19 protein-coding genes are annotated in these 24,009 nt (G+C 45.4%); 10 read left to right on the top strand and 9 right to left on the bottom strand.

Translation table 11 applies throughout. The features are described from left to right. Positions 1-173 precede the first annotated feature (173 nt). Entirely contained in the window at positions 174-1,340 is a 1,167-nt protein-coding gene (locus tag QMA13_RS07550) for an MFS transporter (RefSeq protein WP_282940622.1), read from the top strand. 136 nt (positions 1,341-1,476) lie between these two features. On the opposite strand, the gene QMA13_RS07545 is transcribed toward QMA13_RS07550, so the two are convergent. Next, entirely contained in the window at positions 1,477-2,313 is an 837-nt protein-coding gene (locus QMA13_RS07545; RefSeq protein WP_282940621.1) for an AraC family transcriptional regulator, read from the bottom strand. 725 nt (positions 2,314-3,038) lie between these two features. On the opposite strand from QMA13_RS07545, the gene QMA13_RS07540 reads away from it, so the two are divergent. Then, on the top strand, positions 3,039-6,368 hold the full coding sequence (locus tag QMA13_RS07540; RefSeq protein ID WP_282940620.1) for an S-layer homology domain-containing protein: 3,330 nt from the start codon (positions 3,039-3,041) through the stop codon (positions 6,366-6,368). Between the two features lie 92 nt (positions 6,369-6,460). On the opposite strand, the gene QMA13_RS07535 is transcribed toward QMA13_RS07540, so the two are convergent. After that, the gene (locus QMA13_RS07535) at positions 6,461-7,762 is read right to left on the bottom strand and encodes an MFS transporter (protein ID WP_282940619.1); all 1,302 of its coding nucleotides are present in this window, start codon (positions 7,760-7,762) and stop codon (positions 6,461-6,463) included. Between the two features lie 265 nt (positions 7,763-8,027). Here QMA13_RS07535 and ssuE point away from each other — a divergent pair, with 265 nt between their 5' ends. The 7 genes from ssuE to QMA13_RS07500 all read left to right on the top strand — a co-directional run bounded on the left by ssuE (position 8,028) and on the right by QMA13_RS07500 (position 15,135). Beyond that, positions 8,028-8,591 (top strand): NADPH-dependent FMN reductase, encoded by a 564-nt coding sequence (gene ssuE, locus QMA13_RS07530; RefSeq protein ID WP_282940618.1) that lies wholly within the window; start codon positions 8,028-8,030, stop codon positions 8,589-8,591. Positions 8,592-8,872: 281 nt separating this feature from the next. After that, complete coding sequence (locus QMA13_RS07525; protein WP_282940617.1) at positions 8,873-10,216, top strand: LLM class flavin-dependent oxidoreductase; 1,344 nt, start codon at positions 8,873-8,875, stop codon at positions 10,214-10,216. Positions 10,217-10,262: 46 nt separating this feature from the next. Next, positions 10,263-11,612, top strand: coding sequence for an LLM class flavin-dependent oxidoreductase (locus tag QMA13_RS07520; RefSeq protein ID WP_282940616.1), 1,350 nt, complete (start codon positions 10,263-10,265; stop codon positions 11,610-11,612). A 79-nt stretch (positions 11,613-11,691) separates the two neighbouring features. Beyond that, positions 11,692-13,056, top strand: coding sequence for an LLM class flavin-dependent oxidoreductase (locus QMA13_RS07515; protein ID WP_282940615.1), 1,365 nt, complete (start codon positions 11,692-11,694; stop codon positions 13,054-13,056). Between the two features lie 34 nt (positions 13,057-13,090). Further along, positions 13,091-14,140, top strand: a complete 1,050-nt coding sequence (locus QMA13_RS07510; RefSeq protein WP_282940614.1) for an aliphatic sulfonate ABC transporter substrate-binding protein — start codon at positions 13,091-13,093, stop codon at positions 14,138-14,140. A gap of 178 nt (positions 14,141-14,318) precedes the next feature. Then, positions 14,319-14,468 carry a hypothetical protein gene (locus QMA13_RS07505; RefSeq protein WP_282940613.1) on the top strand — a complete coding sequence of 50 codons (150 nt, stop codon included), beginning with the start codon at positions 14,319-14,321 and terminating at the stop codon, positions 14,466-14,468. Positions 14,469-14,574: 106 nt separating this feature from the next. Continuing rightward, positions 14,575-15,135, top strand: a complete 561-nt coding sequence (locus tag QMA13_RS07500) for an SMI1/KNR4 family protein (RefSeq protein WP_282940612.1) — start codon at positions 14,575-14,577, stop codon at positions 15,133-15,135. 108 nt (positions 15,136-15,243) lie between these two features. On the opposite strand, the gene QMA13_RS07495 is transcribed toward QMA13_RS07500, so the two are convergent. The 5 genes from QMA13_RS07495 to QMA13_RS07475 form a co-directional block, all read right to left on the bottom strand. After that, entirely contained in the window at positions 15,244-16,113 is an 870-nt protein-coding gene (locus QMA13_RS07495) for an ABC transporter permease (RefSeq protein ID WP_282940611.1), read from the bottom strand. 25 nt (positions 16,114-16,138) lie between these two features. Continuing rightward, positions 16,139-16,912, bottom strand: a complete 774-nt coding sequence (locus tag QMA13_RS07490; protein WP_282940609.1) for an ABC transporter ATP-binding protein — start codon at positions 16,910-16,912, stop codon at positions 16,139-16,141. A 185-nt stretch (positions 16,913-17,097) separates the two neighbouring features. After that, positions 17,098-18,150 (bottom strand): aliphatic sulfonate ABC transporter substrate-binding protein, encoded by a 1,053-nt coding sequence (locus tag QMA13_RS07485; RefSeq protein ID WP_282940607.1) that lies wholly within the window; start codon positions 18,148-18,150, stop codon positions 17,098-17,100. A 276-nt stretch (positions 18,151-18,426) separates the two neighbouring features. Continuing rightward, entirely contained in the window at positions 18,427-19,314 is an 888-nt protein-coding gene (locus QMA13_RS07480; RefSeq protein WP_282940606.1) for an NAD(P)-dependent oxidoreductase, read from the bottom strand. 254 nt (positions 19,315-19,568) lie between these two features. Beyond that, entirely contained in the window at positions 19,569-20,885 is a 1,317-nt protein-coding gene (locus QMA13_RS07475) for an ABC transporter substrate-binding protein (protein WP_282940604.1), read from the bottom strand. A gap of 484 nt (positions 20,886-21,369) precedes the next feature. Here QMA13_RS07475 and QMA13_RS07470 point away from each other — a divergent pair, with 484 nt between their 5' ends. Continuing rightward, a complete protein-coding gene (locus QMA13_RS07470) occupies positions 21,370-22,383 on the top strand; it encodes a LacI family DNA-binding transcriptional regulator (RefSeq protein WP_282940602.1) in 1,014 nt (337 codons plus the stop codon). A gap of 29 nt (positions 22,384-22,412) precedes the next feature. On the opposite strand, the gene QMA13_RS07465 is transcribed toward QMA13_RS07470, so the two are convergent. Further along, positions 22,413-22,973, bottom strand: coding sequence for a VanZ family protein (locus QMA13_RS07465; RefSeq protein WP_282940600.1), 561 nt, complete (start codon positions 22,971-22,973; stop codon positions 22,413-22,415). Positions 22,974-23,007: 34 nt separating this feature from the next. Continuing rightward, positions 23,008-23,925: a M15 family metallopeptidase gene (locus QMA13_RS07460; protein WP_282940598.1), complete on the bottom strand. Its 918-nt coding sequence runs from the start codon at positions 23,923-23,925 to the stop codon at positions 23,008-23,010. Positions 23,926-24,009 lie beyond the last annotated feature (84 nt).

The following is a 24,009-nucleotide window of genomic DNA, read 5'->3' as shown; positions in this document are numbered from 1 at the left end:
CATTTATCAGGACAATATCCAAATACTTTGCCTTCTTTCATTATTATACTGACCTCCTTATAATGTCAATCAAGGGATCAACATAGAAGTTAAACGGCTGATCAGGCATGAGCTAGCCATCCTGCTGCACCCGTTCGCTTTAAGGAGAGATCCGTAGAAAGGAATGATAACAAATGAATCGTTTATATATTTATCTTCTTGCTTTAGGGGCTTTCGTTACAGGTACCGCAGAATTAATCGTCGTCGGGATATTGCCTGCCATTGCCAGGGATCTCAACATTTCTATAGCTTTGGCCGGGCAATTAATCACTATTTTTTCTCTTGCTTTTGCTGTTGGAACTCCTGTTGTAGTAGCAGTAACTTCCCTCATTAAACGTAAAACGGTATTGATAAGCTCATTAGGTGTATTTATCATAGGTTCCCTGATTTCTTTTGCAAGCTCCGATTATGCTTTCTTAATTAGTTCAAGAATTATTCTGGGACTAAGTGCAGGCGTGTATACCGTCGTTGCATTTAGCTCGATTGCCAAGCTGGTTCCCCCTGAAAAAACAGGCAGCGCCATCGGTATGATAGCGCTCGGTATAAGCAGCGCCATGGTACTGGGAGTTCCTATAGGCGTTATGATTGCTGAATGGTGGAGCTGGCAGGCGATCTTTGCCGTTCTTGCGGTAGTCAGCTTATTAGTTCTGCTTGGAATGGCCCGGTTACTTCCGCAGATTGCCGGGGACATCCCGATCCCTTTTCGACAGCAGTTCAATGTATTTGGTAATCCGGTTATTGTAAGTGGGCTGATTCTCTCCTTGTTTATGACTACAAGCTGCTCGCTTATGAATACTTATTTAACCCCATTTTTATTGGACATTCTTCATATGCAGGTATCGTCTATTAGCCTCATGATGTTTGCGCTAGGTATTGCGGGCGTAATTGGTTCTCGGATCGGAGGATTCGGAGTTGATCATTGGGGTACCGTTCGAATGATTTCAATCTGTTTGACGGTTCTAGCTGCTTCTCTGGCACTGCTTCCTATATTTCATTCTTCGTTAATGGTCGGAATCCTCCTAATCATCGTTTGGATGATCGCAATGTCGATGATGGTTCCAGCCATTCAGACCTATTTTATTCAACAGGCTCCTCAATCGTCCAATCTGGTTCTCGGATTGAATACTTCGATACTTCATTTAGGTATAGCCATAGGTGCAAGTGCGGGAGGCATTGTTGTTAATACTACATCTACGGTTTTTTACCATCCATGGATTGCTAGCTGCATCATAACTGCCGCCTTGGCCATTGCGGTACTATCGTTTTCTCTTCGTAAAAAGAATGTCTCGGAACCGGCATAATCCGTTGCTGACTGTGCTGAAAGAATCTGATCCTTCCTTTCAGCACAGTCTTAATCGACAATTTTCTACAATCACAACAACAACCTGTCGTTTTTATACAACGAGATTCGTCATTTTTCGACTCTATGTAATTCAATTATTTAACTTGATATATCTTACGAAAAGCGGTCGGAGTTAACCCTTCGCTCCGCTTAAAGATTTTTATAAAATAGCTTGGATGGTCGAATCCCACCATCTCCGCAATGCTCTTAACCTCATGATTCCCCTTAGCCAGCAGCTCTTTCGCTTTTTGAATACGAATACGGTTAAGATACTCTATCGGACGTGTTCCTAGCGTTTGCTGAAAAAGCACACATGTATAGGGAGTGGATACGCCCAACTGATCTGCCAAGTCCTGCAATGTAATGGTTTGGCTGTAATACTGATCGATATAAGCCAAGGCCGGCTGAATCATCTCATAGTACTCGTCATTGGTATCGTTGCTGGAGAAATTTGCGGAGCAGCGATGCAAGTCCAACAATAGTGCATACACGGATTGTGAGCAATCATGGCTCAATGGGGCCCTTTTGGCATTAAACAAGGCAAGCATCTCTTGGATTCGGTTCAGAATTTGGTCCGGGTTGGCAATATCGAGTACAGTGGACTCGTGAAAATGAAGCGTTCGCAATATTTCTTTTGCTAGTCTGCCTTGGAACTCAATCCACTGCACAGTCCACGGAGACTCAATGGCATAATAATGATGAGGTACCGTAGGAAACAACAGCATGCCTTGTCCTTCGGACACGGTTATTTCCTTATCGTCCATTTTAAGAACCCCTTGTCCATTGAGGCATTGAATCCACTGAAAAGTAGGCACACCGTTCCTTCGATTGACTTCCGGCTGATTCCTCCAACCCCCTATGGACGCTATATAGAGAGGCAAATGTACGTCTACTTCTGACGGTGTATTCCATATGTTCCGGCTAGGATTCAATTCTACCACTCCCCCTAACAGTTTAATATTGTTATATTATCACAAAATAGTCTGATTGATTCCATAAAATATTAGATGTTATTATGAATCATGTCATAGGGGCACACAATTTAAATAATTAAACTAATTTTGATCTTTAATGAAAATGAGGACAAGATTAGCATGGTTCCAATGGTTTTCTATCATAAACTATGCTTTTCTTTACTGGTAATATTTGCAATTAGTAAGACTATTATTATTGCAAGCGCTTTATTTTTAAGGGGTATAATACGACACAAGTACATTCAAAAAATAATACTTTTTATCTTCTTCTTTCCGTCTGAGGACCTATAAGATCCATTCTGCACATCGTGCTTGCGATACTGGCTTGGCACCAAATACCTAATTAGCGTGACACGGAACACAACCCCTTTCCAAATTCAACCAGATCATATTCTCAACTTTAGAACTTACGTGAATCTATGTGCTTCATTCGGCTGTACCCTATTTTGTAAATTATGAACATGCTCTCGCTAACTTTTTCCTATTGTAAGCGCTAACACTTTGGTTATCAAGGAAATTTATTCTATTTCTTCAAAAAAATAAGATGCTTGCGTCTGTTAGCTGAGGCTCATCGCACGCACTTTATTATAGATAACTCCAAAAGAGAACAACAAAAAAGAGAGAGATTTAAGTGATACCGAGTGGGTTCAATACAACAAAAAACATGTTATGGAGGGTCAGCAATGAAACGTATTCTTTCTACGGTTTTATCTTTATCGATGGCATTTGCAATGGTACCTAGTGTCGTAGGAGCGACAGACGCTCCCAAGGATTCTTCATCCTTCAGCGATCTGAAGGATCTCGATGCGGCATCGAAGGCCAAATTTGATGAAATGCTTAAAGCAGGTATTCTTGACGGAGTACAAGATGGGGTCTTTGGTCTTAAAGATAAAATGACTCGTGCACAGTTTGCTAAAGTCGCTTCGCTTATTTTTCAGTTAAAAACAGACATGACATTAAAGACATCTACTTTTACAGATGTATTATCTGATGATCCTAGCAATGGTTACGCACTGCCATACATAGATGCTATTTCCAAAGCAGGCATTACCGATGGATACGGAGAAGGGCTGTTTAATCCAGGAGGACAAGTAACCAAAGAGCAGTTGGCTGCTTTCTTGATCAAAGGTTTGAAGCTCGATGCCAAGCTGAAGGAAACAAAAGGCGTTCAGGATGATACCGTATCGGATTGGGCAAAAGGCTATGTCGCTCTAGCGATCGAGAATAAGCTGATGTCCAATGGAGCCACTGGAAAATTCGACGGTACTTCACCTGTCACCCGTGATTTGCTGGTATTCTCGGCCTATGAAGCCCGCAAGCTTAATACAGCCACCAAGATCGAAACGGTAACGAAGGTCTCTATAGACAAAGCCGAGGTGACCGGAGCCAAGACAATTACCGTCACGCTTAACGGAGCGTTGGCGGATACCAGCAAGCTGAATGCAACCGTATCCCGGGGTTCGACGGCCGTTCCTGCAGCAGTAAAATGGAATGACACCAAACATCAGTTTGCAATTGTAACAGAAACCGCCATGAGTGAAGGAACCTATACTGTCAAGCTGGAAGCCGTCAAAGATGGCGGTTTATCGGTAGATAAAGGAAAAGCAGACGTCACCGTGCAAAAGGAGAACATAACCAAAATTGATTTTCTCTCTGCATCCGATTCGATTGCTAAAGGAAATAAAGTGACCATCTCTTTCAAGGCGATGAATCAATACAGTGAACAATCCGATATTCCTGCTTCCCGATTTGAAATTAAGACCAGTCCAAATTTAACAATTCAGTCGTCCGTTAATGATCAAACGTTTAGCATTAAGATCGATGATGATTCCTTTGATCGTAACGATAATATCTTTTTCACCATTTCAGCACCTGACAACACAACTCATGCGAGTAAAGCCTATCGGGTTGGAGACAAGCAATCGGTTGCTAAAATCGAATTAGGAAAGCTGAATCTGAAAGGCGGCAAGAAAAAGCTGGAATCCGGAGATTCTGCAACCCTTGATTACAAAGCCTACGATCAATATGGATTCTTGGTGACCGATCTTACTACACTGCGTGAGGAAACGATTACCTCTGTCACTGGAGCCTACGCCCTTGAGTCAGGGTCGATAACAGAAGGCAAGACTCGGGTGGACAAAGGCTTCGGCTTCTATGAAGACGAGGATAATGACAATAAGCCGGATTTGAAGATCAATACGGCTCAAATAGATTCCAGGTCATCTTCCTCTGACCAAGAAATGACACTTGCGGTAACAGCTAATGCAACTGGACAAACTGTGACAACGAAAATCGTTGTGACTCCTCTTAATGTCCCGTATGATATTAGCTTCGGCAAACTAAGCACGAATGTGCTTGCATGGGGGGATGACGATGCCTATCTTCCTATTGAGGTCAAAGATAAATCTGGGAATGTATTGAGTACCGATGATGTACTACAATTCGTCAATGACATTCGCATATACAGCTCGGGTTCAGCAAGAGTAAACGTGGACTCAAGAGTAGATACCGAAGGTGTGTTCAAAGGAAAAATTAAAATTGGCAGCCTCAAAGTCGCAGATGAGGACACTCGCAAAGCAGGCTCTCTGAAGATCGAAGCCATTATAGGAAATTCGGACAAAAAAGCCAGCTTCAATACGACTGTATCGGAAAAAAGATATCCGGCACAAGTTTACGTTTCCTCCGAGCCTAAACAAAAAATGCTTCCTTCGATGACGGCTTTTGGAATCTCAACTAATAACATGCTGACGGAAAACAAAATGAAGCTGAAATTTAAAGATCAGTATGGTGAAGACTTCGACAAAGATTATTCTGGCTATGAAGTTGATTTAAATCTAAAACGCACTGGCGGTACCGTTACCAATGCCGTGTACTTTTCTAAGGGATCTTTTACAGGGACACCGACATGGGCCTTAGCTGCTGATGAAGCTTCATCCAAGTATCCAAGCGTTCTTACGTTCAAAGGCGACGATACTCGTGCCGAAGGCTACAGCGCTGCAAGCAACACGATCAAATCCATTAGGGATACAGATCTCACCTTTACACCGATTCCTGGAGATAATAACGAGGTTACGTATCAGATGACGGCGAGGCTATTCAAATCGGATGCGAGCCGTTCTGAGATTTCATCAGTAACACGTATCGTCGATCTAATTGAGGCTAAGAAAGCAGATAAATTAACATATTCATTAAAAGCCTTTGCAAACGGGCTTGTTGCCACTGACGAGCTTAAAATGGAAACGTTCACAAGTAATCCGTCAGCTAGCTTAGCACCATTCACAACGCCAATAGTAAAAGCTCCGGTAACGGACATCGACGTATTGAAAGGATATTTCGCCGGCAAAATTGAATTGTCAGCTACCAACTCGACGAATGATAATGTTGCCCTTCCGAATAACCTGATTCAACAAATCAGCGTAACTGGTGGAGCAGCCGTCCCTATTGCCAAAATTAAAGTAGACTCGTTCAACTTTGATGCTTATGGAATTGTGGGTGTTTATGAAGGCACTGCCGATGTAGCTGTCACCTTCATCCCTTCTAATGCTGCTGGCACTCGCTTGGCTACATTAAGCAAAATTCAGATCAAAAAAGACTATGCAGCAACTGCTTCCCTCACAGCAGGCGAAAACGGCAAGGCCAAAGAAATTTGGTTATCCCAGTTGAACAATCTGGCTCTCCACTCTGGAGATTCTGCAGTAAATGGAGCCACACAACGCAAGAAAACATTCGGAGACTTAAAGCTTAAGGATCAATATGGTTACACCGAGTATAAAAACTATGGTGTGTATCGTTCAGCGGATTTCTATGGCACTAAATTTGCTATTAGCAATGCCAAATGGTCCGATCCCGCGAATCCAGGTGTTCTTCGAATCGATATTGACACTAAAGCGGGCACAGGTGTTTACGTATATGAGCCGGGTCCAGGCGGAAGCCGTATCATCTCTTTCACTGCTACTGTGTTTAGTGGAAACAAATCTCAATCCGTAGATGTATATCCGGATCCAGAGCACTAACAGTGCAGATTTTACAATATTTGTAAATTATACTTTGAGTAATTACACTCTCAAAAAGCGTCCTGTTCTTTTGGACAGGACGCTTTTTTCTCTTACGCCGATTCTACTGTTTTACGCGATTCTGTAATCTTCTTGGCTTGGAAGGTCAGCATAATGAAATGCAGGAAGAACACCGCAGAGATAATATAAAACACAATCGGAATCCCCATATTGCTTGCAACAACGCCTCCGAACAAGGAGCCTATTACATTGCCTAATGAATTGGCACTTGCATTATAGGAGAAGACGCTCCCTTGAATCGTGGATGGTGTCAAGCTCCGCAGCAGCGAACTGATCGCTGGAATTAAGCCACCTACGCACAAGCCAGACAAGAATCGTGCTCCCATTAAAATCCACGGATTAGAAATCTGTGCTTGAGGAATATACAATACAGATATCAGCAAGAGCGAACATAGCAAAATGGTTAAATGACCGTGCTTATCCCCCAGCCTGCCTAAGATCGGAGCGGCAATCATCGTTCCCAGAGCACTGGAGGCGAAAATAAGCCCTGCCATAATTTCCACATGATTGTCTATATGCATGCTTTTGACATAGAGCGTAATAATAGGACTGATACTCTGAAAGCTTGCTGCAATGAGAAATGTAGAGATGAATAACGTTAATATGGCCGGTTTATGCTTCATAACCTCTTTTAAGCTAGCTCTCTCTGGTTTCTTCTCCTTTGATGCTGTCCACTTCAAATCCTGGAAACGGAATTTAGCATATTTCCGCGTTTCTTTGACCCCAAACAATACGAATAAAGCGGCAATAAAAATGAAAAAACCCGTAAAAAAGAACGAATTCCGCATTCCCAGCCATTCGGCCATAATACCGCCCAGCAAGGGTCCGAGCAGCTGTCCTGAAACCTGGCCCGTCTGGAGCGTCCCCAGTGCTTTACCTACTTGCTCTTTTGGCGTTTCAATAGCCATGAGAGCCACCGCACAGGTGGAGAACCCGCCCATTGTACCAAAGAGAGCTCGAAGCAGCAGCAATTGAAGCGGCGTATGGACCAACCCCATGGCGGCAATGATAATTGCCAGACCGAAGCCCGACCGAATCATGGTTATCCTTTGACCATATTTATCCGAGAATTTTCCCCAAAAGGGTGATACGATGGCGATCATCAAATGATTGATCCCGAAAATCATGGCAGCCCATAGAGCGGCCTGCTTCACATCATGAATGCCAAGCTCCTGAACATACAGCGGCAAAAATGGAATAATCATCCCGATCCCGACGGAGCTGAAAAATGTACCGAACCATAATATGAACAAATTGCGCTTCCATGCTTCCATCCTGGATAGACCTTCTTTACTAGTAAATTGTGCAACAACCCTCTGGAATGCACTAGCCATAAGGACTATTGTTAGATTACTCCCAAAGAACGAAAGAAACCATGGATTTCCATGCTGTGAAACATGTACTATCTTGCTTTTGCTTGGGATTAAGATATTACTTGACGGCTCTCAAATGGGATGGTACGATCAAAACATCCATTATTCATACTTATTTACTTGGTTTTAATTCTATATGTCGACCAGCTAACTGGAGACTCCTTTACCCGCTTCTTGGGCTTGGAGTCTCTTTTTGATTTTATTATTATGAAGGAGTGAACTCTCTATGGCCAAAATTGCTGTGATTTCTGGAAGCCCCTCCGTTAGTTCTCGTTTGAACGGAGTACTTCAAAGCATTCAATCCCAACTTCTTACGGCTGGACTCGAATTGCATTGGATCGATGTCCGCAGTCTTCCACCAGAGGACCTTATTTACACTAATTTCAAAAGTCCTGCTATTATAGAAGCTATCAATCAAATAGCTGGTGCTGATGCCGTAGTCGTTGCCACTCCCATTTATAAAGCCTCTTATACCGGTGTAATCAAGACCTTTCTGGATCTGATTCCTCAAAAAGGGCTTGAAGGTAAAGTCATTCTCCCTGTCGCTATTGGGGGGACGATTGCCCACCTGCTTGCGCTGGATTATGCACTTAAACCTGTGCTTGCCGCATTAGGTGCAAGGATTCAGCTGGCTGGCGTTTATGCCCTCGATACGCAGGTTCAACGGAACGAAGACGGTACGTTCGAGCTGGATGAGGAGCTTGATCAGCGCCTTACAGCCTCCACTGACGAATTCATTCAAGAGGTCCGATTTCGTCTTCAGCTAGGCTCGCTGGCGGCTCAGTCATAAATAGCGCCAGAATAGACCGAAGCCTGTAAAACTTGATTATCTCGAAAACACTGGTTTCTCGACAGCCTCGCCGCGTTCGCACGCGGTTTTTCTTTTACACAGAAATAATTTTACTTTTCCTACTTGAATTGTCGGATTAATAGTGCTAATATTTCTATCAACATCATTAATCCTTTTCAAAGCGCCGATTGGATAACCAAAGGCTCCCGCTGTCGTTGTTACACATAACGTCGACAATAACGGGAGTCTTTTCATTTTTTCAGACCAGGGGGAGTTACCATATGAGTACAGCAAAACGGGAAATGCACCTTAATTTATTCCTTGTCCCTGCAGGACACCACGAAGGAGCTTGGAGACATCCCGATACCGAGGTGAACCAGCTTTTACAGTTCGAGCATTTTCAACGAATCGCCCAAAAGGCAGAGCAAGCCAAATTCGATTCATTATTTATGGCCGATCGATATTCTGCATCCAAGAAAGCCGTCGCTTACGGAGCATTGACTGGACTTGAGCCTCTCACTCTTCTAACGGCTCTCTCTGTTGTAACAAAGCGGATCGGACTCATCGCCACCGTATCCACAAGCTTTAACGAGCCTTTTAATGTAGCGCGCCGATTTGCTACGATCGATCATCTAAGTGATGGCCGAGCTGGCTGGAATATCATCACATCCGGTACCGATGAGGAAGCGAGGAATTTTAATTTTGAGCAAATTCCTGGGCATGCAGAGCGTTATGAGCGGGCGCAAGAGTTCGTCGAAGTGGCGGCACGCCTGTGGGATAGCTGGGAAGAAGATGCATTGATTCTCGATCAAGCTGCCGGAGCCTATGCTAATAGCAGCAAAGTACATGAGCTGAATCATAAAGGAGAGCATTTCTCCGTACGTGGTCCACTCAACGTTTCCCGTTCACCACAAGGTCGCCCTGTGCTCGTGCAGGCTGGTTCCTCGGAGGATGGACGCCACTTTGCTTCGACGGTAGCGGATGCGATTTTTACGGCTCAACAAACGCTTGCCGATGCTCAAGCATTCTATGCCGATGTCAAGGCTCGCGTTCGCCAAAGCGGGAGAAATCCTGAGCACGTCATTATCTTGCCGGGCATTTGCCCCATTATTGGCGAGACCGAAGCTGAAGCCAAGGAAAAGGAAGCCAAGCTTCATGAGCTAACCAATCCAAAGTATAGTCTGCTGCAGCTCTCCAATCGTATTGGCTTTGATCTCACCTCCTATCCGTTGGATGGACCGATGCCGGATGTGCCGGAAAATGACTTGTCCCGTGGACATCAAAGCCGGGCACAGCTCATTATCGAGCTTGCCCATAAAGAAAACTTGACCCTTCGTGAGCTGCTCTTGCGTCTTGCGGGAGGACGCGGTCACCGTACTATTGCAGGTACCGCTAAGCAGGTTGCCGATGAGCTTGAAGTTTGGTTCACGGAAGGAGCAGCCGATGGTTTTAACATTATGCCTCAATTGATGAATGGCGGCTTGGACGATTTCATCGATCACGTCGTGCCTGAGCTTCAACGTCGCGGATTGTTCCGCACAGAGTACACAGGCCGCACACTGCGTGAGCATTACGGACTGCCTCATCCGCAAAATTCATTCGCTGCACTACCGCAATATCAATAAATAATCAGTGTATAATCTGATCCGGCTTAAGGAAGGGAGAATTCTTATGAGTGGTAAAGCAAGACAAATGCATTTAGGCGCCTTTTTATTCGGTGTCGGGCACCACGTCGCAGCATGGCGCTATCCGGATACGGATGCGCAGGGCATTCTGGACCCTGCATTTTACGAACGCTTCGCCAAGACGGCGGAACGCGGGAAATTCGATATGCTGTTCCTGGCAGATTCATTGGCCTTGCTCGGAAGCTCCCCTTCCCACACGGCTTCCGTCCGCCCGGAGCCTATTACCCTGCTATCCTATTTGGCAGGTGTCACCCAACGGATCGGCTTGGCCGCCACAGTCTCGACAACTTATCATGAGCCTTACAATTTGGCTCGAGAATTTGCCACCCTCGATCATTTAAGCGGAGGCCGGGCAGCTTGGAATGTCGTTACGTCAAGCCGCAATGAGGAAGCAGCCAATTTCAGCAAGGAAAAGCATCCGGAACACGCTGTTCGCTACGCCCGCGCAAGGGAGTTTATCGAAGTGGCGACTTCCTTATGGGACAGCTGGGAAGATGATGCTATCCTCTTAGATCGAGCGACCGGCCAATTCGCCCATCCGGATAAAGTACATCGAATCGATCATCAAGGGGAGCATTTCAGAGTCCGTGGGCCGCTTAATGCACCGAGATCGCCCCAGGGGCGTCCGGTTATTATCCAGGCAGGCTCATCCGACACGGGTCAGCAGCTGGCAGCGGAAACCGCTGAAGTTATTTTTACCGCATGGCAAACGATTGAAGAGGCACAGCTTTTTTATCGCAATGTCAAGTCGCTGCTTGCAAGGTATGGAAGGTCTCAGGATGATCTGAAAATCATGCCTGGTATTTTCCCGGTCATCGGCAGCACAGAAGCCGAAGCGAGAGAAAAGGAGCAATTGCTGCAGCAGCTGGTGCTCCCTCAAGTCGGTTTATCTATGCTATCCGGCTCGTTGAATGTCGATCTGAGGAGCTATCCTCTCGACGGTCCTTTGCCGGAGCTGCCTGAGCTCGAAGCCGTTAACGGCGGTAAAAGCAGGTTCAAGCTCGTTTCGGATATGGCCAAACGCGACGGGCTTACGATACGACAGCTGATTTATCGGGTCACTGGAGCACGAGGTCACCGAACCATCTACGGTACCCCCGTACAAATTGCCGATCAGCTGCAAGCATGGTTCCAGGGAAGTGCTTGCGACGGCTTCAACATCATGCCCCCATATTTGCCGGGAGGCTTGGAGGAATTCGTGGATCAAGTCATTCCCGAGCTGCAAAATCGCGGACTGTTTCGAACGGAGTACAGCGGTTCAACGCTTCGCGATCATCTTGGTTTGGACCGTCCTTCCAGTAAATTTACAAGCCCTTCATCGTCCTCTATCCAATAAATGTGAATCCTACTTACCCTGTTTCAACAATCAACTAACTTGTAACAAAACTCATACTTAAGCAAGGAGTGAAACGACTATGGGAGAAACAAAACGTCAGCTCCATCTCGGAGCCTTCCTATATGGGGTAGGGCATCACATTGCTGCATGGAGATATCCCCTGACAGATTCGCTAGGATTGTTTACCTTTGAATTTTATAAACGATTTGCGCAAACGGCCGAACGCGGGAAATTCGACATGATTTTTATCGAGGATATCCCCTCACTGCCCGAGCAGCTTAAAACCGCCGTCCAATATACCGTCCCCGTCCGAGCCGAACCGCTAACTCTGCTGTCCACCCTTGCTTCTGTCACCTCGCATATCGGATTAGCCGGTACCGTGTCTACAACCTACAGCGAGCCCTTTCATGTAGCCAGAAAATTCGCTTCCCTCGATCATTTGAGCCGTGGCCGTGCTGCCTGGAACGCCGTTACAACGAGTATGGAGATTACGAGCCAAAATTTCGGCCAAGATCATCATCTCGATCATGCTGTTCGATATGAGCGTGCCCAAGAGTTCGTGGAAGTTGTCACTTCCCTGTGGGACAGCTGGGAGGAAGGAGCGCTCCATATAGATAAAGCCTCAGGCCTGTTCGCCGATGCTGACAAAGTGAATGCCATCCGCCATCAAGGCAAATTTTTCTCCGTACAAGGCCCCTTGTCCATTCCTAGGACTCCGCAAGGCCGTCCCGTACTTGTACAGGCCGGCTCCTCCGAGACCGGGCAAGATTTTGCTGCCAAAACAGCAGAAGTCGTATTTACGGCATGGCAAACTCTTGAGGAAGCACAAACGTTCTACAGCAGTCTAAAAGGACGTCTTGGCAAATACGGACGCAAACGGGAAAGTCTAAAAATATTACCCGGCATCCTGCCGGTTATCGGTTCAACAGAACAAGAAGCACGTGAAAAAGAAGCTTACCTTCAAGAGCTCGTGCTGCCCGAAGTCGGCCTATCTATGGTATCCAGAACACTAAGGGTGGATCTGTCTTCCTACCCTCTCGACGGTCCAGTTCCCGATCTTCCAGACGCAACTAACATTAATGGAGGCAAAAGCCGTTACCAGCTTCTAGTCGATATGGCGCGTCGCGACAAGCTGACTATCCGGCAGCTCGTAGCCAGAGTTACAGGGGCGCGTGGCCATAAAACTATACACGGTACACCTGAGCAAATTGCAAATCATCTGGAAGACTGGTTCACTAATGGGGGCTGCGACGGCTTCAACATTATGCCTCCCTATTTCCCTGGCGGACTGGATGAATTCGTCGATCACGTTATCCCTATACTGCAAAAGAGAGGCTTATACCGAACAGAATACAACGGAACGACACTGCGCGATCACCTGGGACTTGAGATTCCAGGAAATAAGTTCCAACAAGAGCGTCACAAGCAGCAGCAAGCCAATTAAGCATGGATTCAGTTATTATAAGGGGGTTATCCACATGGCAGCGAGAAACCATAAAGCAATCCATTCCACTCTACTCGGCATTATCATCTTTACAATGGCGCTAACCGGCTGCGGTAAGACTACTTCTTCCGATACCCTATCCGCTGCTCAAGCAGGAAGTACGGAAAAGCCAAAAGAGAAGATTGTCGTCAATATAGGCGTCCAAGGCAAAACAGGCATTCTTCCTTATGCAAGAGACAAAGGTGCGTTCGAGAAAGCTTTTGCTGCTGTTGGAGCTGAAGTAAAATGGAATGAATTTGCAAGCGGACCTCCGCATTTTGAAGCCTTGGCCGCCGGGCGTCTGGACTTCGGTTCCGTTGGAGGGACTCCTGTTGTATCCGGTCAGGTGGGAGGCATCGATTTCAAAGCCATTGCTGTGACGGGAGACGGCAAGAAAGGCAATATGATTGTCATTCCCAAGAACAGTCCGATCAAAGAGCTCAAGGACTTGAAGGGGAAAAAGATCGGGGTTGCCAAAGGCAGCAGCGCATACAACTTCCTTTATCTGGCCATAGACAAAATTGGGCTCAAGGGCGATGATGTCAAAGTCATTCAGCTTCAGCCTGACGAAGCAAGACCAGCCCTTGATTCGGGTGCTATTGACGCCTGGTCGATCTGGGAGCCTTACGCAACAACTGCCGTTTTTCAGACGGGGGCGAAAATATTGGTGACCGGTCAAGATTTGAATATTAACGCTCCTGGCTTCCTTATTGCCCGCACCAAATTCACCAAGGATCATCCTGACTTAACCGTATTATTCCTCAAAACTTATGAAGAAGTGCGCAAATACTATGCAGAGCATACCGACGAAGTGACCGAAGAGCTATCTAAATCTCAGAAGCTGGAACGGGAAATCATCAGCACCGTACTGAAAAACACGGAACCGCTCCTTTCTCCAATCACACCAGAATTTGCCAAGGCCCATCAAGAGCAAGCCGATTTCCTCTTCTCCGTTGGCGCTATTAACAAGAAGCTCGATACGAGCCAAGTACTCGAAAGCAAATTCGTAGAACAAGCATTGAAGGAGCTGAAGGATAAAAAATAAGTGTCTTCATTATGTACAGCGATCGTTATAGTTTCATAATTATAAATTGGCGGGTCAACGAAATGTACATTTGGTTGATCCGTCTTTCTTTTGGAATAATCTCGTATGATATTGTAATATAAGGTTTAACTAATTTAACGAAATGGAATGATGCATCATCAACTACATTATACTGGACTTGGAATCCACTTGCTGGGAGAATGACAGATCCAAACAGAATGAAACCATTGAAATTCGAGCCGTCAAAATCAGCAGTAAGCTGGAAATGAAGAATACGAACTGGTTGAACCATCCTATTAGTATTAAGCATCAGAGCATAGGAAGCTGATCGGTCGAGACCGGGAATATTGCCAAGCTTTTCGTCAAGCTATATCATAAGCTGGAGTTCAAATAAAATGTAGCTATCAATCCAAAAGATACGGAGGGCTTGATTCATGTGGAGCAGCATCTTTGAAACCGAATATATGAAAAGACCGGAAGCAGCCTTGGAAGAGCTTCGTCAATTTCTTACTAATTGGAATGAGAAATTATCAGAAGCGGAAATTGCCGAGATCGTCAGCAGACAAAGCAATCCGTTTCCTGTTAGCCACGAGCTGCATAGCCAATATCAGCCGTTTGATCCCGCTTTATGGATTATGCCGCAGAAGCAGCTGCCAGGCAGCTATTTGGAGTTTTTGAAGTATTCAAACGGCGGGGAGTTTCAAACCGGAGAGCGATATTTTCAGTTTTTCAGCACAGATCAGTTTAGAGAATATAATCTAGCTTATGAACTGCCGGAATATATGAAGTTTGCGTCATCCTTTGCTATGGATGGCTGTGGTAATCACTATCTTTTTGATATGAGAGAGGATATGACAGACAATGAGTACCCTATTCTTGTCGCACATTCGGGGTACTTGGATTACGAGGGAAGTGTTCATGTCGCTAATTCTTTTCTTGATCTCTGTAGGGGGAGAACTTCAATGGATGATGAAATGAATAAACGCTGGGAGTAAACGAGCCCAATCGTTAAGGGGAGGCTAGTGGTTGCGTTACATCGCTTTAATCCCCTACCCGCTCCCCTTCCTTCAGCTATTTTATTTCGTGTTCCTTCTATTATAATGCTATCCGTTATAGCTATCGCGCCATTTCAACAGCTTCTTCTCCAATAGCCTCACTAATGAATCCGTCATCTTTCCTACGATAGCAAAAATAATGATGCCGACAAACACAATTTGTGTCTGGGAGAACTGTCTTGCATCCATAATTAAGTAGCCAATCCCTTCACTTGATCCCATCAGCTCAGCAACAACAAGCCCCAGCCAAGCTACCCCAAGAGACAAGCGCAAGCCTAACAGCAAATTGGGCATCGCTGCCGGGATCACAAGACGGGTAATTTGGTTCCAACGATTAAATTCCAAGATGCGAGCTACATCAAACAGCTTGGAGTCAGCGCTGCGGATCCCCAAGAACGTGTTCACGTACAATGGAAAGAACGCTCCTTTGGCAATCAGCAATATTTTGGACAGCTCTCCAAAGCCGAACCATAATATGAATAGCGGTGTAATCGCCAAATGCGGGATCATGCGCAGCATCTGTACCGTAGGGTCCAACGTTTCCTCTGCCCTCCGGAACAAACCGCTCACTAGTCCTAACAGCAGTCCAAGCCCTCCCCCCAGCAAAAATCCTACTGCCGCACGGTACACGCTAATTTTCAAATGCTTGACCAGCTCTCCGGAGGCGGTCAGTTCGATAAAAGCCTGGAAAATCGCTAATGGGGTAGGCAGCAGCGTTTTGGAGATAAGCTCCAAGCTGCCGGCAATTTGCCAGATGATCAGTACAGAAATAGGCAGTATTAAGCCTCTGATTATAATCGCCCACTTGTCGTTGCGCTTTTGACGAGCTGTAGTATCCTTGGGAACAGGTTGTTCCACCTTGCCTCCTATAGCTTCAGCATTCGCTGCTCCCGTTATCGTACCTGTTGAATGGATCATTCCAATCACCTCTCTGAATTGTTTATTAAATTCCCGAGCTGTCTATCAATTCAAGCTCATCGACTCGTTCAAACTCGTTCAGCACTTTATGGCGCATTTCCTGAAAGGAAGAGGTCGTCTTTTTCCTTGGGAATGGGAGATCTACAGGAATAATTTTGCGAATCGTTCCTGGACGGGCGTTCATAATAACTACCCGGTTAGCCAGAAAAACCGCTTCATCGATATCGTGCGTGACGAGAATCATCGTCGTTCTGTTTTGCTGCCAAATATCAAGCAGCACCTCCTGCAGATGACTTCTTGTGAAAGCATCCAACGCGCCGAATGGCTCATCAAGCAGCAGTACCTTGGGCTTGCGGAGAAGCGCTCTGGCTATAGCTACCCTTTGGGACATTCCTCCGGATAATTCACGGGGATACGCCTTCTCGAATCCTTTTAGCCTGACAATCTCAATCAGCTCATCAACTTGACGCCGAACCTCAGGGTCGCTCAAGCGCAAATCGGCTGCAATGTTCTTCTCGACGGTTAACCAAGGAAACAGACGGTGCTCCTGGAAAATAAATCCCTTATCAATGCTTGGTCGATCGACAGGCCGATTCTCCAGCAAAACCGTTCCCTCATAGCTTGTATCTAGCCCTGCAATAATTTTCAGCAAAGTACTTTTGCCGCAGCCACTGGGTCCGATAACGGTAACGAACTCTCCTTGTTTAATGTGAAGCTTAATATCGTGCAGCGCTTGTACGGAGCCTTGCGGAGTAGGGAAATGTTTATGCAGACCATAAATTTCTAGCGTATTGGACATAGGATAATCTCCTCTCGGGCTAATCATTGAAACAGAAAAGAGACTCCCCTTCATAGCCAATAGATCCCCTATGAGGGCCTACAGCTTAAGGAAGTCTCCGGTGGTCCGGTTGACCAGGTATGTTTAATAGAAAAGAGAGGCGGCCTTTTTACACAAAAAATTAAGGTCAGCCTCTTTGTCACACGTTATTTCTGTTCGGCTTTATACTGCTCTAACGCCTTATTAATATATTGGTTATTGACGACCTTCGATGTGTCGATCTTTTTCTTGATTGCGCCTTGCTCATAAATCGAGTTGGCCGTGTCCTGCTGGATTTTTATTATTTCATCCGTAATAGGCATGTTGGTCGGTTCCGTATTTTCTATAACCTGGCGTATAATTTCGCGGTCTACCTTCTTCAGTTGAGCATAGACGTCAATGGCCTCCTCGAGGTGCTGCTTCTGCCACTGCTGCGTCTTTTCTTCAACTTTAAGATACAACGTCACAAGATCCGGATGCTCTTCAGCGAATTTGTTGCGCACGATCTGGAAGCCTGCGCCTTTAGCATCAAAAGAAGTCCCATCCACCAAGACTCGAGCTCCATTCAGCACCTTCTGAGTGGACATAAACGGTTCCCATATTCCCCAAGCATCTACAGAACCTGTCTCGAAGGCAGGCTGAGCTTCATCCGGTTGAAGCGATATGATCTGAACGTCGGAGGGCTTCAGGTTAGCCTTTTCTAACGCTTTATAGACGACGGTTTGAGCTGAGCTCGCTTTGGCAAACGCGATCTTCTTCCCTTTGAGGTCTTGAATCGTCTTGATTGGACTGTCTTTTTTCACTAGGATTGCATTCCCTTTGGAACCGAAGCTCGCAGCTGCGATTTCTGTAAAAGCAACGTCGGCTGCTTGACCAGAAATGACTGGAAGGTCCCCCACCCTGCCAAAATCAAGCCGATTCGAAGCTATTGCTTCAAAGTACGAAGGTCCGCTTTGAAATTCAATCCAATTCACCTTAGCTCCTACCTTGGCGAATTCCTCTTCGAACCAGCCCTTCTGCTTAGCCAGCAAAATCGGCCATATGCTTTGTTGAATTCCGATATTGACGACCAGGGGCTCCTTCTTGCTCGCGCTGGTTGGCGCTGCTCCGTTATCGGACTTGCTGCTGACCTCTGTTTTTTGTGAGCTGCCGCAGCCTGCAAGCAGCAGCATCCCCCATGTTATAACTAAAAAAAGTGACACCCATTTTATTCTTCTCATATTGAACTCCTCTTTCCGATCCCATCTTTGTAGTTAACACAAAAAAACCTTACTGTGCTGCTTCCACTAAACAATAAGGCCTTCGGTTTTCCGATCGGCTAAAAGGATACTATGAAATTACCCTTGATATATCTTCATGATAATGCCTTTAATTCCAATGTGTCAACTAGGAAATTAATTTATCATCTTTTTTGCTTCATTTCCTCATTAGAAAGACAGGCATAATAAAAGAGGGAACCCTATAAAGGACTCCCCCTTCTTACAAGCTGATATGCTTTAAATCTGCTGCTGATAAACCTTAAACAAAGCCTGCGTGCCGCTATCCTCTTCCCCCATCTGAGCCAGCTTCTCATAGAGTGAATGGGCAAGCGACAATCCCGGAAGCTCCAGGTTCATTTCCTTCGCAGAGTCCAGAGCAATTTGCATATCCTTAATAAAATGCTTCACATAAAAACCGGGTGCAAAGTCCCCATTGAGCATTCGAGGAGCCAGTTGGCTCAGGGAGAAGCTTCCTGCTGCTCCTGTCTGAATGCTTTTCAACACGGTGGACGGATCGAGTCCTGCCTTTTGGGCATAGCTCAGCGCTTCGCAAACGCCCATCATATTGCATGCAATGGCGATTTGATTGCACATTTTCGTAAATTGTCCCGAACCGGCAGGTCCTTGATGAACGATTTGAGTACCCATAGCTTCAAGCACGGGAGTCGCCTGATCAAAGGCTTCCTTGGTGCCGCCCACCATGATCGATAAACGAGCTTCTCTAGCTCCGATATCCCCGCCTGAAACCGGAGCATCTAAGGAAAGCATTTCCCGCTTCTGTGCCTCTTCTTCTATACGCTTAGCCAGCGTTGGACTCGAGGTTGTCATATCTATAATAAGAGTACCGGGTTTAGCATGAGGAATAATGCCTTGTTCCCCCAGACACACTTCTTCTACGTCTCGAGGATAGCCGACCATTGTGATGATCACGTTGCATAGTGGAGCTAGCGTTGAAGGTGTGTTATGCCATTCCGCACCTTGAGCAACTAGTGATTCCGCCTTTTCCTTTGTTCGACTGTACACATGGAGCTTGTATCCTTTGCTCATTAAATGTCCTGCCATGCTTTTGCCCATGACACCTGTTCCAATAAAACCAATTACCGTATTTTGCGCAGTTCGTTCCAAGATGAAGTCCCCTTTTCGATAAAATAGGATTGTTCCCTCCGAACATAAGAGAAAAGACATTCCTCTCCCTCATTCAGAAAAGAAAATGTCTCCATCGGTACGGTCGACATCAGCTGCATCTATAATCCTGTCTACAAACTAACACTGCCAAGTTGCATTGTCAACTTCTGAACATAGGAGTGCTTCCTTACAAAATAGAACAAGAGACAGTCTAAAGGCTGCCCCCTGTGCTTGAACCGATTCATTGTAGTTGATTACTTACTTTCTGTTTCTATCTTCTTATTCACTTGCTCCTGACCTGTTCTAAGAGCCGTATTCAAATCGGTTTTGTTCTGCAGCAGGTCTGTAATCTGACTCCGAATGGCGTCCTCCACGAACGTGTCATATTTGGTTTTTGGCGAAGCCGTTGCGAAGGTATTGCTGAATACAGCATTTTTGATGTTCTTATCCTTCATTGTCGTTTCTTGCCCGAATACTTGCTTAATGGCGTCGTTTTTCAAAATGGTAATACCGCCTGATTTGGAAAATTGCGTTTGATATTCATCCGTAATAAACAGCTTCGCTACTTCCATGGCTTCATCTTTATGCTCGCTCGTAGAAGTGATGAACATATAGGTCGGATACGATTGACTGCCGATTTTCGGATTGTCCTTGAAGGTAGGCAGTGCCGTTACATCCCAGTTCATCTCACGGGTCCAGTCGTAATCTCCGTACATGAAGCTGAACATCGCGACGTTGCGGGTTTTGGAGAACTCGTCAATGTATGGAACTTTGTACCACTGTTTTTTGAGATCCTCCAACACTTGGTTGTAACCGTCGGATTGCATCGGCTTGATCAACGTTTCTTGAACGAGCTTTTTCCAAGCGTCGGTTTCGAGCGTTGCTTTCTTAGTAGCACCATCCACATTCGCAAGGGATAGCGGATTCAATCTCAGGAAGTGATTGATTGATGTCGTGTACCCAACATAGTTCACACCGTTATCGCTCCGGGTCAGCTTCTGCGACAGGGTCGCCAGCTGATCCCAAGTCATGCCGTCCTTAGGATATTCAACACCGAATTTATCGAAAATATCTTTATTATACATTAAGACCAAGGCACTGTTGCTGATCGGAAGACCGTACAATCCCCCCATCACTTTCACGGCATCGATAGTCGAAGGCTCGAACCGGCTTAAATCCACGTTATGCTTTTTGACCAAGTCACTGATATCTTGATTCAGACCAATATCCAGCAGGGAGCCCTTTAACCCGATTTGCCCAATAGAATCGATGAAAATATCAATTTTCGTCGTGCCGCTCGTAATCATCTCTGCCAAGCTCACGTTCTTGTCCTTAGGGACAAATTTAACCGTGACATTCGGCAGCTTCTGCTTTATGTAATTTCCATACTGCTTTTGAAACTGTTCCTCTGGCAGATTCCCGTTATGATAGAAGTATAATTCCACCGGTTTCATATTGGCTGCGGCTGCCGCTTCGCCCGCTGCAGCCGGCTCTGTCTTCGAGCTGGAACATCCTGATAAAATCGATCCAAGCAGCAGCGTCCCCGCCAACGCTAAAGTGTGCTTTTTCATTAAATTGACCTCCCTATGCGATTCGTAAAACCGCTTTCATAATTGATACGTTTCAACAACCGACCGACGATGATACAACGCCTCATTTTTTTGTTCTACTTGAGGTGCATTGTCTTGATAAAGGCACTTCTTAGCTTGGTAAATAAGTGAAATCGATTTCATGAAATATTATACTCAGCAGTTGGAATAATTGTCAAACAAAAGATACAAAAAACTTGTATAGTCTTTATGTTTATAGTCACTTTCTTTAATATCACTTGTATATCAGAGATAAAACAAACAGCAGCTTTATATGAAATCGATTTTACATTTACCTCTAATTTTTTTCACATCTTCCAATCACAGTTCATAATATCAAACTCCTTATATAAGCTTTATTATCCTATCGATATACTCCACTAACTATGAACAGGATAGTATTGCAATCGATTTCTTAATAGGTTATAGTCTTCTCAGAACTTAATTCCTTATAAGGTTGATGAGAATGGACATAAAAATCGTCGATGTAGCTGCCAAAGCAGGCGTATCTCCCGCAACAGTGTCCCGGGTATTGAATAACAACAGCAATGTTACTTCCAAGACAAAAGACCGAGTCCTGAAGATTATTCATGAGCTTGGCTACCAACCGAACGCAGCTGCCAAAAATCTGCGTTCCCAGAAAGCAATGGCTATCGGCGTTATCGTTCCCGAGATTAACAATTCTTACTATGCTGAAGTGATCAAAGGCATCGAAAACCAGGCTTACGCGTTGAAATATAAAGTTCTTATATGCGATACGTCAAACAACAAAGAGAAAGAGCTGGAATTCATCAATCTGCTCATGAATAAAACTGTTGACGGTATGATCCTCGTTACTCCCATGATGTCTGATGAAGAAATATGTCATTGGGCGGATATGGATTATTGTATCGGCATTGTAGGTCGGTATATTGAGCATGATAAAATTCCCTGTGTCTACACGGACAATGTGAAATTTTCTAAAGAAGTGGTCAACCACCTCGTAGAGCAAGGGCATAAGGAAATCGCCTTCTTAAGCGGTTATGCGGATGCCATTGACAGCTATGAAAGATTGGAAGGCTACTTGAAGGGCTTGCGCGAGCATCATATTTCATTCCGTCCTGAATGGATAGAGAATGGAAACTTTAATAAGCTGGGCGGATACGAGGCTTTAAAGCGGCTTGTAGACAAACAGGTCAGCTTCACTGCCATCTATGCGGCTAACGATGAAATGGCTCTTGGCGTCTATCAAGCCTGCACAGAGCTTGGGATTAAAATCCCCGAGCAGCTTGCCGTTATCGGCGTTGACAACAATCGCATCAGTCGATATATCTCCCCCCAATTAAGCACGGTGAATCAACCGAAGAACAAAATGGGCGGCGCTATCGTCGATAGACTGATTCATCAATTGGAGAGAGGCGAAATAACGGAGAATCGCGTAATTATACTCGAGTCTCAGCTCATCGTGCGGGATTCCTCTCGAAACCCTGCCTTGTCCTAAGCAAAAACCGGTTGCTTAACTGGTTGCACTCATTCCTTTATGGACTCCAGCTTTCGGCTGGAGTTTTTTAACTTTGCTGCCACGGGGCGGCCGGGTTGTACCCGCAAAGTGAACAGCCGGAACAGAGTATAGCCGATCATGGCTCCTGTTACATTCAAGATCACGTCATCCACATCGAAGGTTCCTATCGACAGAACAAGCTGCGTGACTTCAAAGCCGCTGCTCAAAAAGAACGCTATCCAGAACATGCTTATCCATGCTCTGCGAAGGCTTAGGAATACCATGGGGACCAAAATGCCTAGCGGGATAAATGCTTCAATATTGCCGATGAGATTATCCGGTGGAAATTGCCACAGGTCAATTGTATGATTCAGATCCCTTGTAATTTCCTTGAACGGGATTATATTCCCCCCTGCATGGAAACGTTGCAGTATATCATTCGGGTTGTGCCAATTACGCTGAAGCCGCTCCATCAAATAATCCACTTCTATAGGACCGAATTTGAATAAAATCACTTTAACCAGCACATACAAATAAATCGCTAGTAGGGCTGGCAGTGCGATATCCTTCCCTAGCTTGGTTGGTTTCATAAAATCCCCTCCCGCTTCTGTCAAGTCTGTGTTGTTATGGAGACATCGTTACAATAATTCCGTCCACGTTATTGCCTGAAATGTCATAGCGCCGTTGATCAGGGATCGAAATCGTCATGTTTTTGGCATAACGATAATATTCGATCTCATAGTAGATTCCTTCTATTTGGATAGATACATTCTTTTGCTCCTTCAAATAATCCAAATACTCCTCCAGCGTCATATTTTTATCCTTCATAATAGCGCTGTGAGGCAAGCCGACATAGCGGAAATGCCATGGCTCGTACTGAATTCCTGTGATGGCCGTCTTGTCCTTCGGATAGCGCAGAATAAAGCCATATTTCCACGCACTTTTAAGCAGCCACTTCCCTTCAGGCGCTTGATTCATCTCCATCTGTGTAGATCCTATATCCATGGACAACCCCAGATTATGCTCACTGTTGCCTGCTGGCAAAGCGTAATCGGAGCCCATCTCCCGGTACAGCTCCTCCTGCTCGTTTTCATCCCGATAGCCGCTGCTAATCATAAAATGCCGAACGCCATCTTTATCAGCAGCCTCTATCATCTCTCCGAACGATTTCGTCACTGCCTGGGATAGCCGAATCGTGTTATCCAGCAGACCATAGCCTTTTATCAGCTCTTTATGACTAAACAATCGGATGATATCCGATTGAACCCCTTCTTGATGTACGGCATATTTTTTATTGACCAGAACCAGCTTCCCCTTGTACATCTGGTCCTTCGCGATCGAAATCGTTGTTTGTTTAGACGGTTTAGTCTGTTTATCTTGATTAATCTGCTTGTCCTGCTTCTTTTGAGCAGAATCAGAGTTCGACAACTGAGCCTTTGGTTCTTCGTGTTCCGGGCTTCCAGCAGCATCCTCCATTTTATGTTGAACAGACTCATAGCCCAGCAGCAGCAAGACTACGACCAGAAAGACCCACTTCTTCATCTTCATTTCCTCCTTCACTAATATCCATCTAGGATAGAGGAAACCTTTTAAAAAGAATTTGGATAATCCTAAAGTTTTTCTTAA

The sequence above is a fragment of the Paenibacillus sp. RC67 genome, assembly GCF_030020805.1.
Classification (GTDB): Bacteria; Bacillota; Bacilli; order Paenibacillales; family NBRC-103111; genus Paenibacillus_S.
Note: the sequence above shows the minus strand (reverse complement) of the source record. Positions and strands in the feature narration are given on the sequence as shown.

Coding starts and splice junctions, on each gene's coding strand:
- QMA13_RS07550 (WP_282940622.1), top strand. CDS start 174: ATGAATCGTTTATATATTTATCTTCTTGCTTTAGGGGCTTTCGTTACA.
- QMA13_RS07540 (WP_282940620.1), top strand. CDS start 3,039: ATGAAACGTATTCTTTCTACGGTTTTATCTTTATCGATGGCATTTGCA.
- QMA13_RS07535 (WP_282940619.1), bottom strand. CDS start 7,762: ATGGCTAGTGCATTCCAGAGGGTTGTTGCACAATTTACTAGTAAAGAA.
- ssuE (WP_282940618.1), top strand. CDS start 8,028: ATGGCCAAAATTGCTGTGATTTCTGGAAGCCCCTCCGTTAGTTCTCGT.
- QMA13_RS07525 (WP_282940617.1), top strand. CDS start 8,873: ATGAGTACAGCAAAACGGGAAATGCACCTTAATTTATTCCTTGTCCCT.
- QMA13_RS07520 (WP_282940616.1), top strand. CDS start 10,263: ATGAGTGGTAAAGCAAGACAAATGCATTTAGGCGCCTTTTTATTCGGT.
- QMA13_RS07515 (WP_282940615.1), top strand. CDS start 11,692: ATGGGAGAAACAAAACGTCAGCTCCATCTCGGAGCCTTCCTATATGGG.
- QMA13_RS07510 (WP_282940614.1), top strand. CDS start 13,091: ATGGCAGCGAGAAACCATAAAGCAATCCATTCCACTCTACTCGGCATT.
- QMA13_RS07500 (WP_282940612.1), top strand. CDS start 14,575: ATGTGGAGCAGCATCTTTGAAACCGAATATATGAAAAGACCGGAAGCA.
- QMA13_RS07495 (WP_282940611.1), bottom strand. CDS start 16,113: ATGATCCATTCAACAGGTACGATAACGGGAGCAGCGAATGCTGAAGCT.
- QMA13_RS07490 (WP_282940609.1), bottom strand. CDS start 16,912: ATGTCCAATACGCTAGAAATTTATGGTCTGCATAAACATTTCCCTACT.
- QMA13_RS07485 (WP_282940607.1), bottom strand. CDS start 18,150: ATGAGAAGAATAAAATGGGTGTCACTTTTTTTAGTTATAACATGGGGG.
- QMA13_RS07475 (WP_282940604.1), bottom strand. CDS start 20,885: ATGAAAAAGCACACTTTAGCGTTGGCGGGGACGCTGCTGCTTGGATCG.
- QMA13_RS07470 (WP_282940602.1), top strand. CDS start 21,370: ATGGACATAAAAATCGTCGATGTAGCTGCCAAAGCAGGCGTATCTCCC.
- QMA13_RS07465 (WP_282940600.1), bottom strand. CDS start 22,973: ATGAAACCAACCAAGCTAGGGAAGGATATCGCACTGCCAGCCCTACTA.
- QMA13_RS07460 (WP_282940598.1), bottom strand. CDS start 23,925: ATGAAGAAGTGGGTCTTTCTGGTCGTAGTCTTGCTGCTGCTGGGCTAT.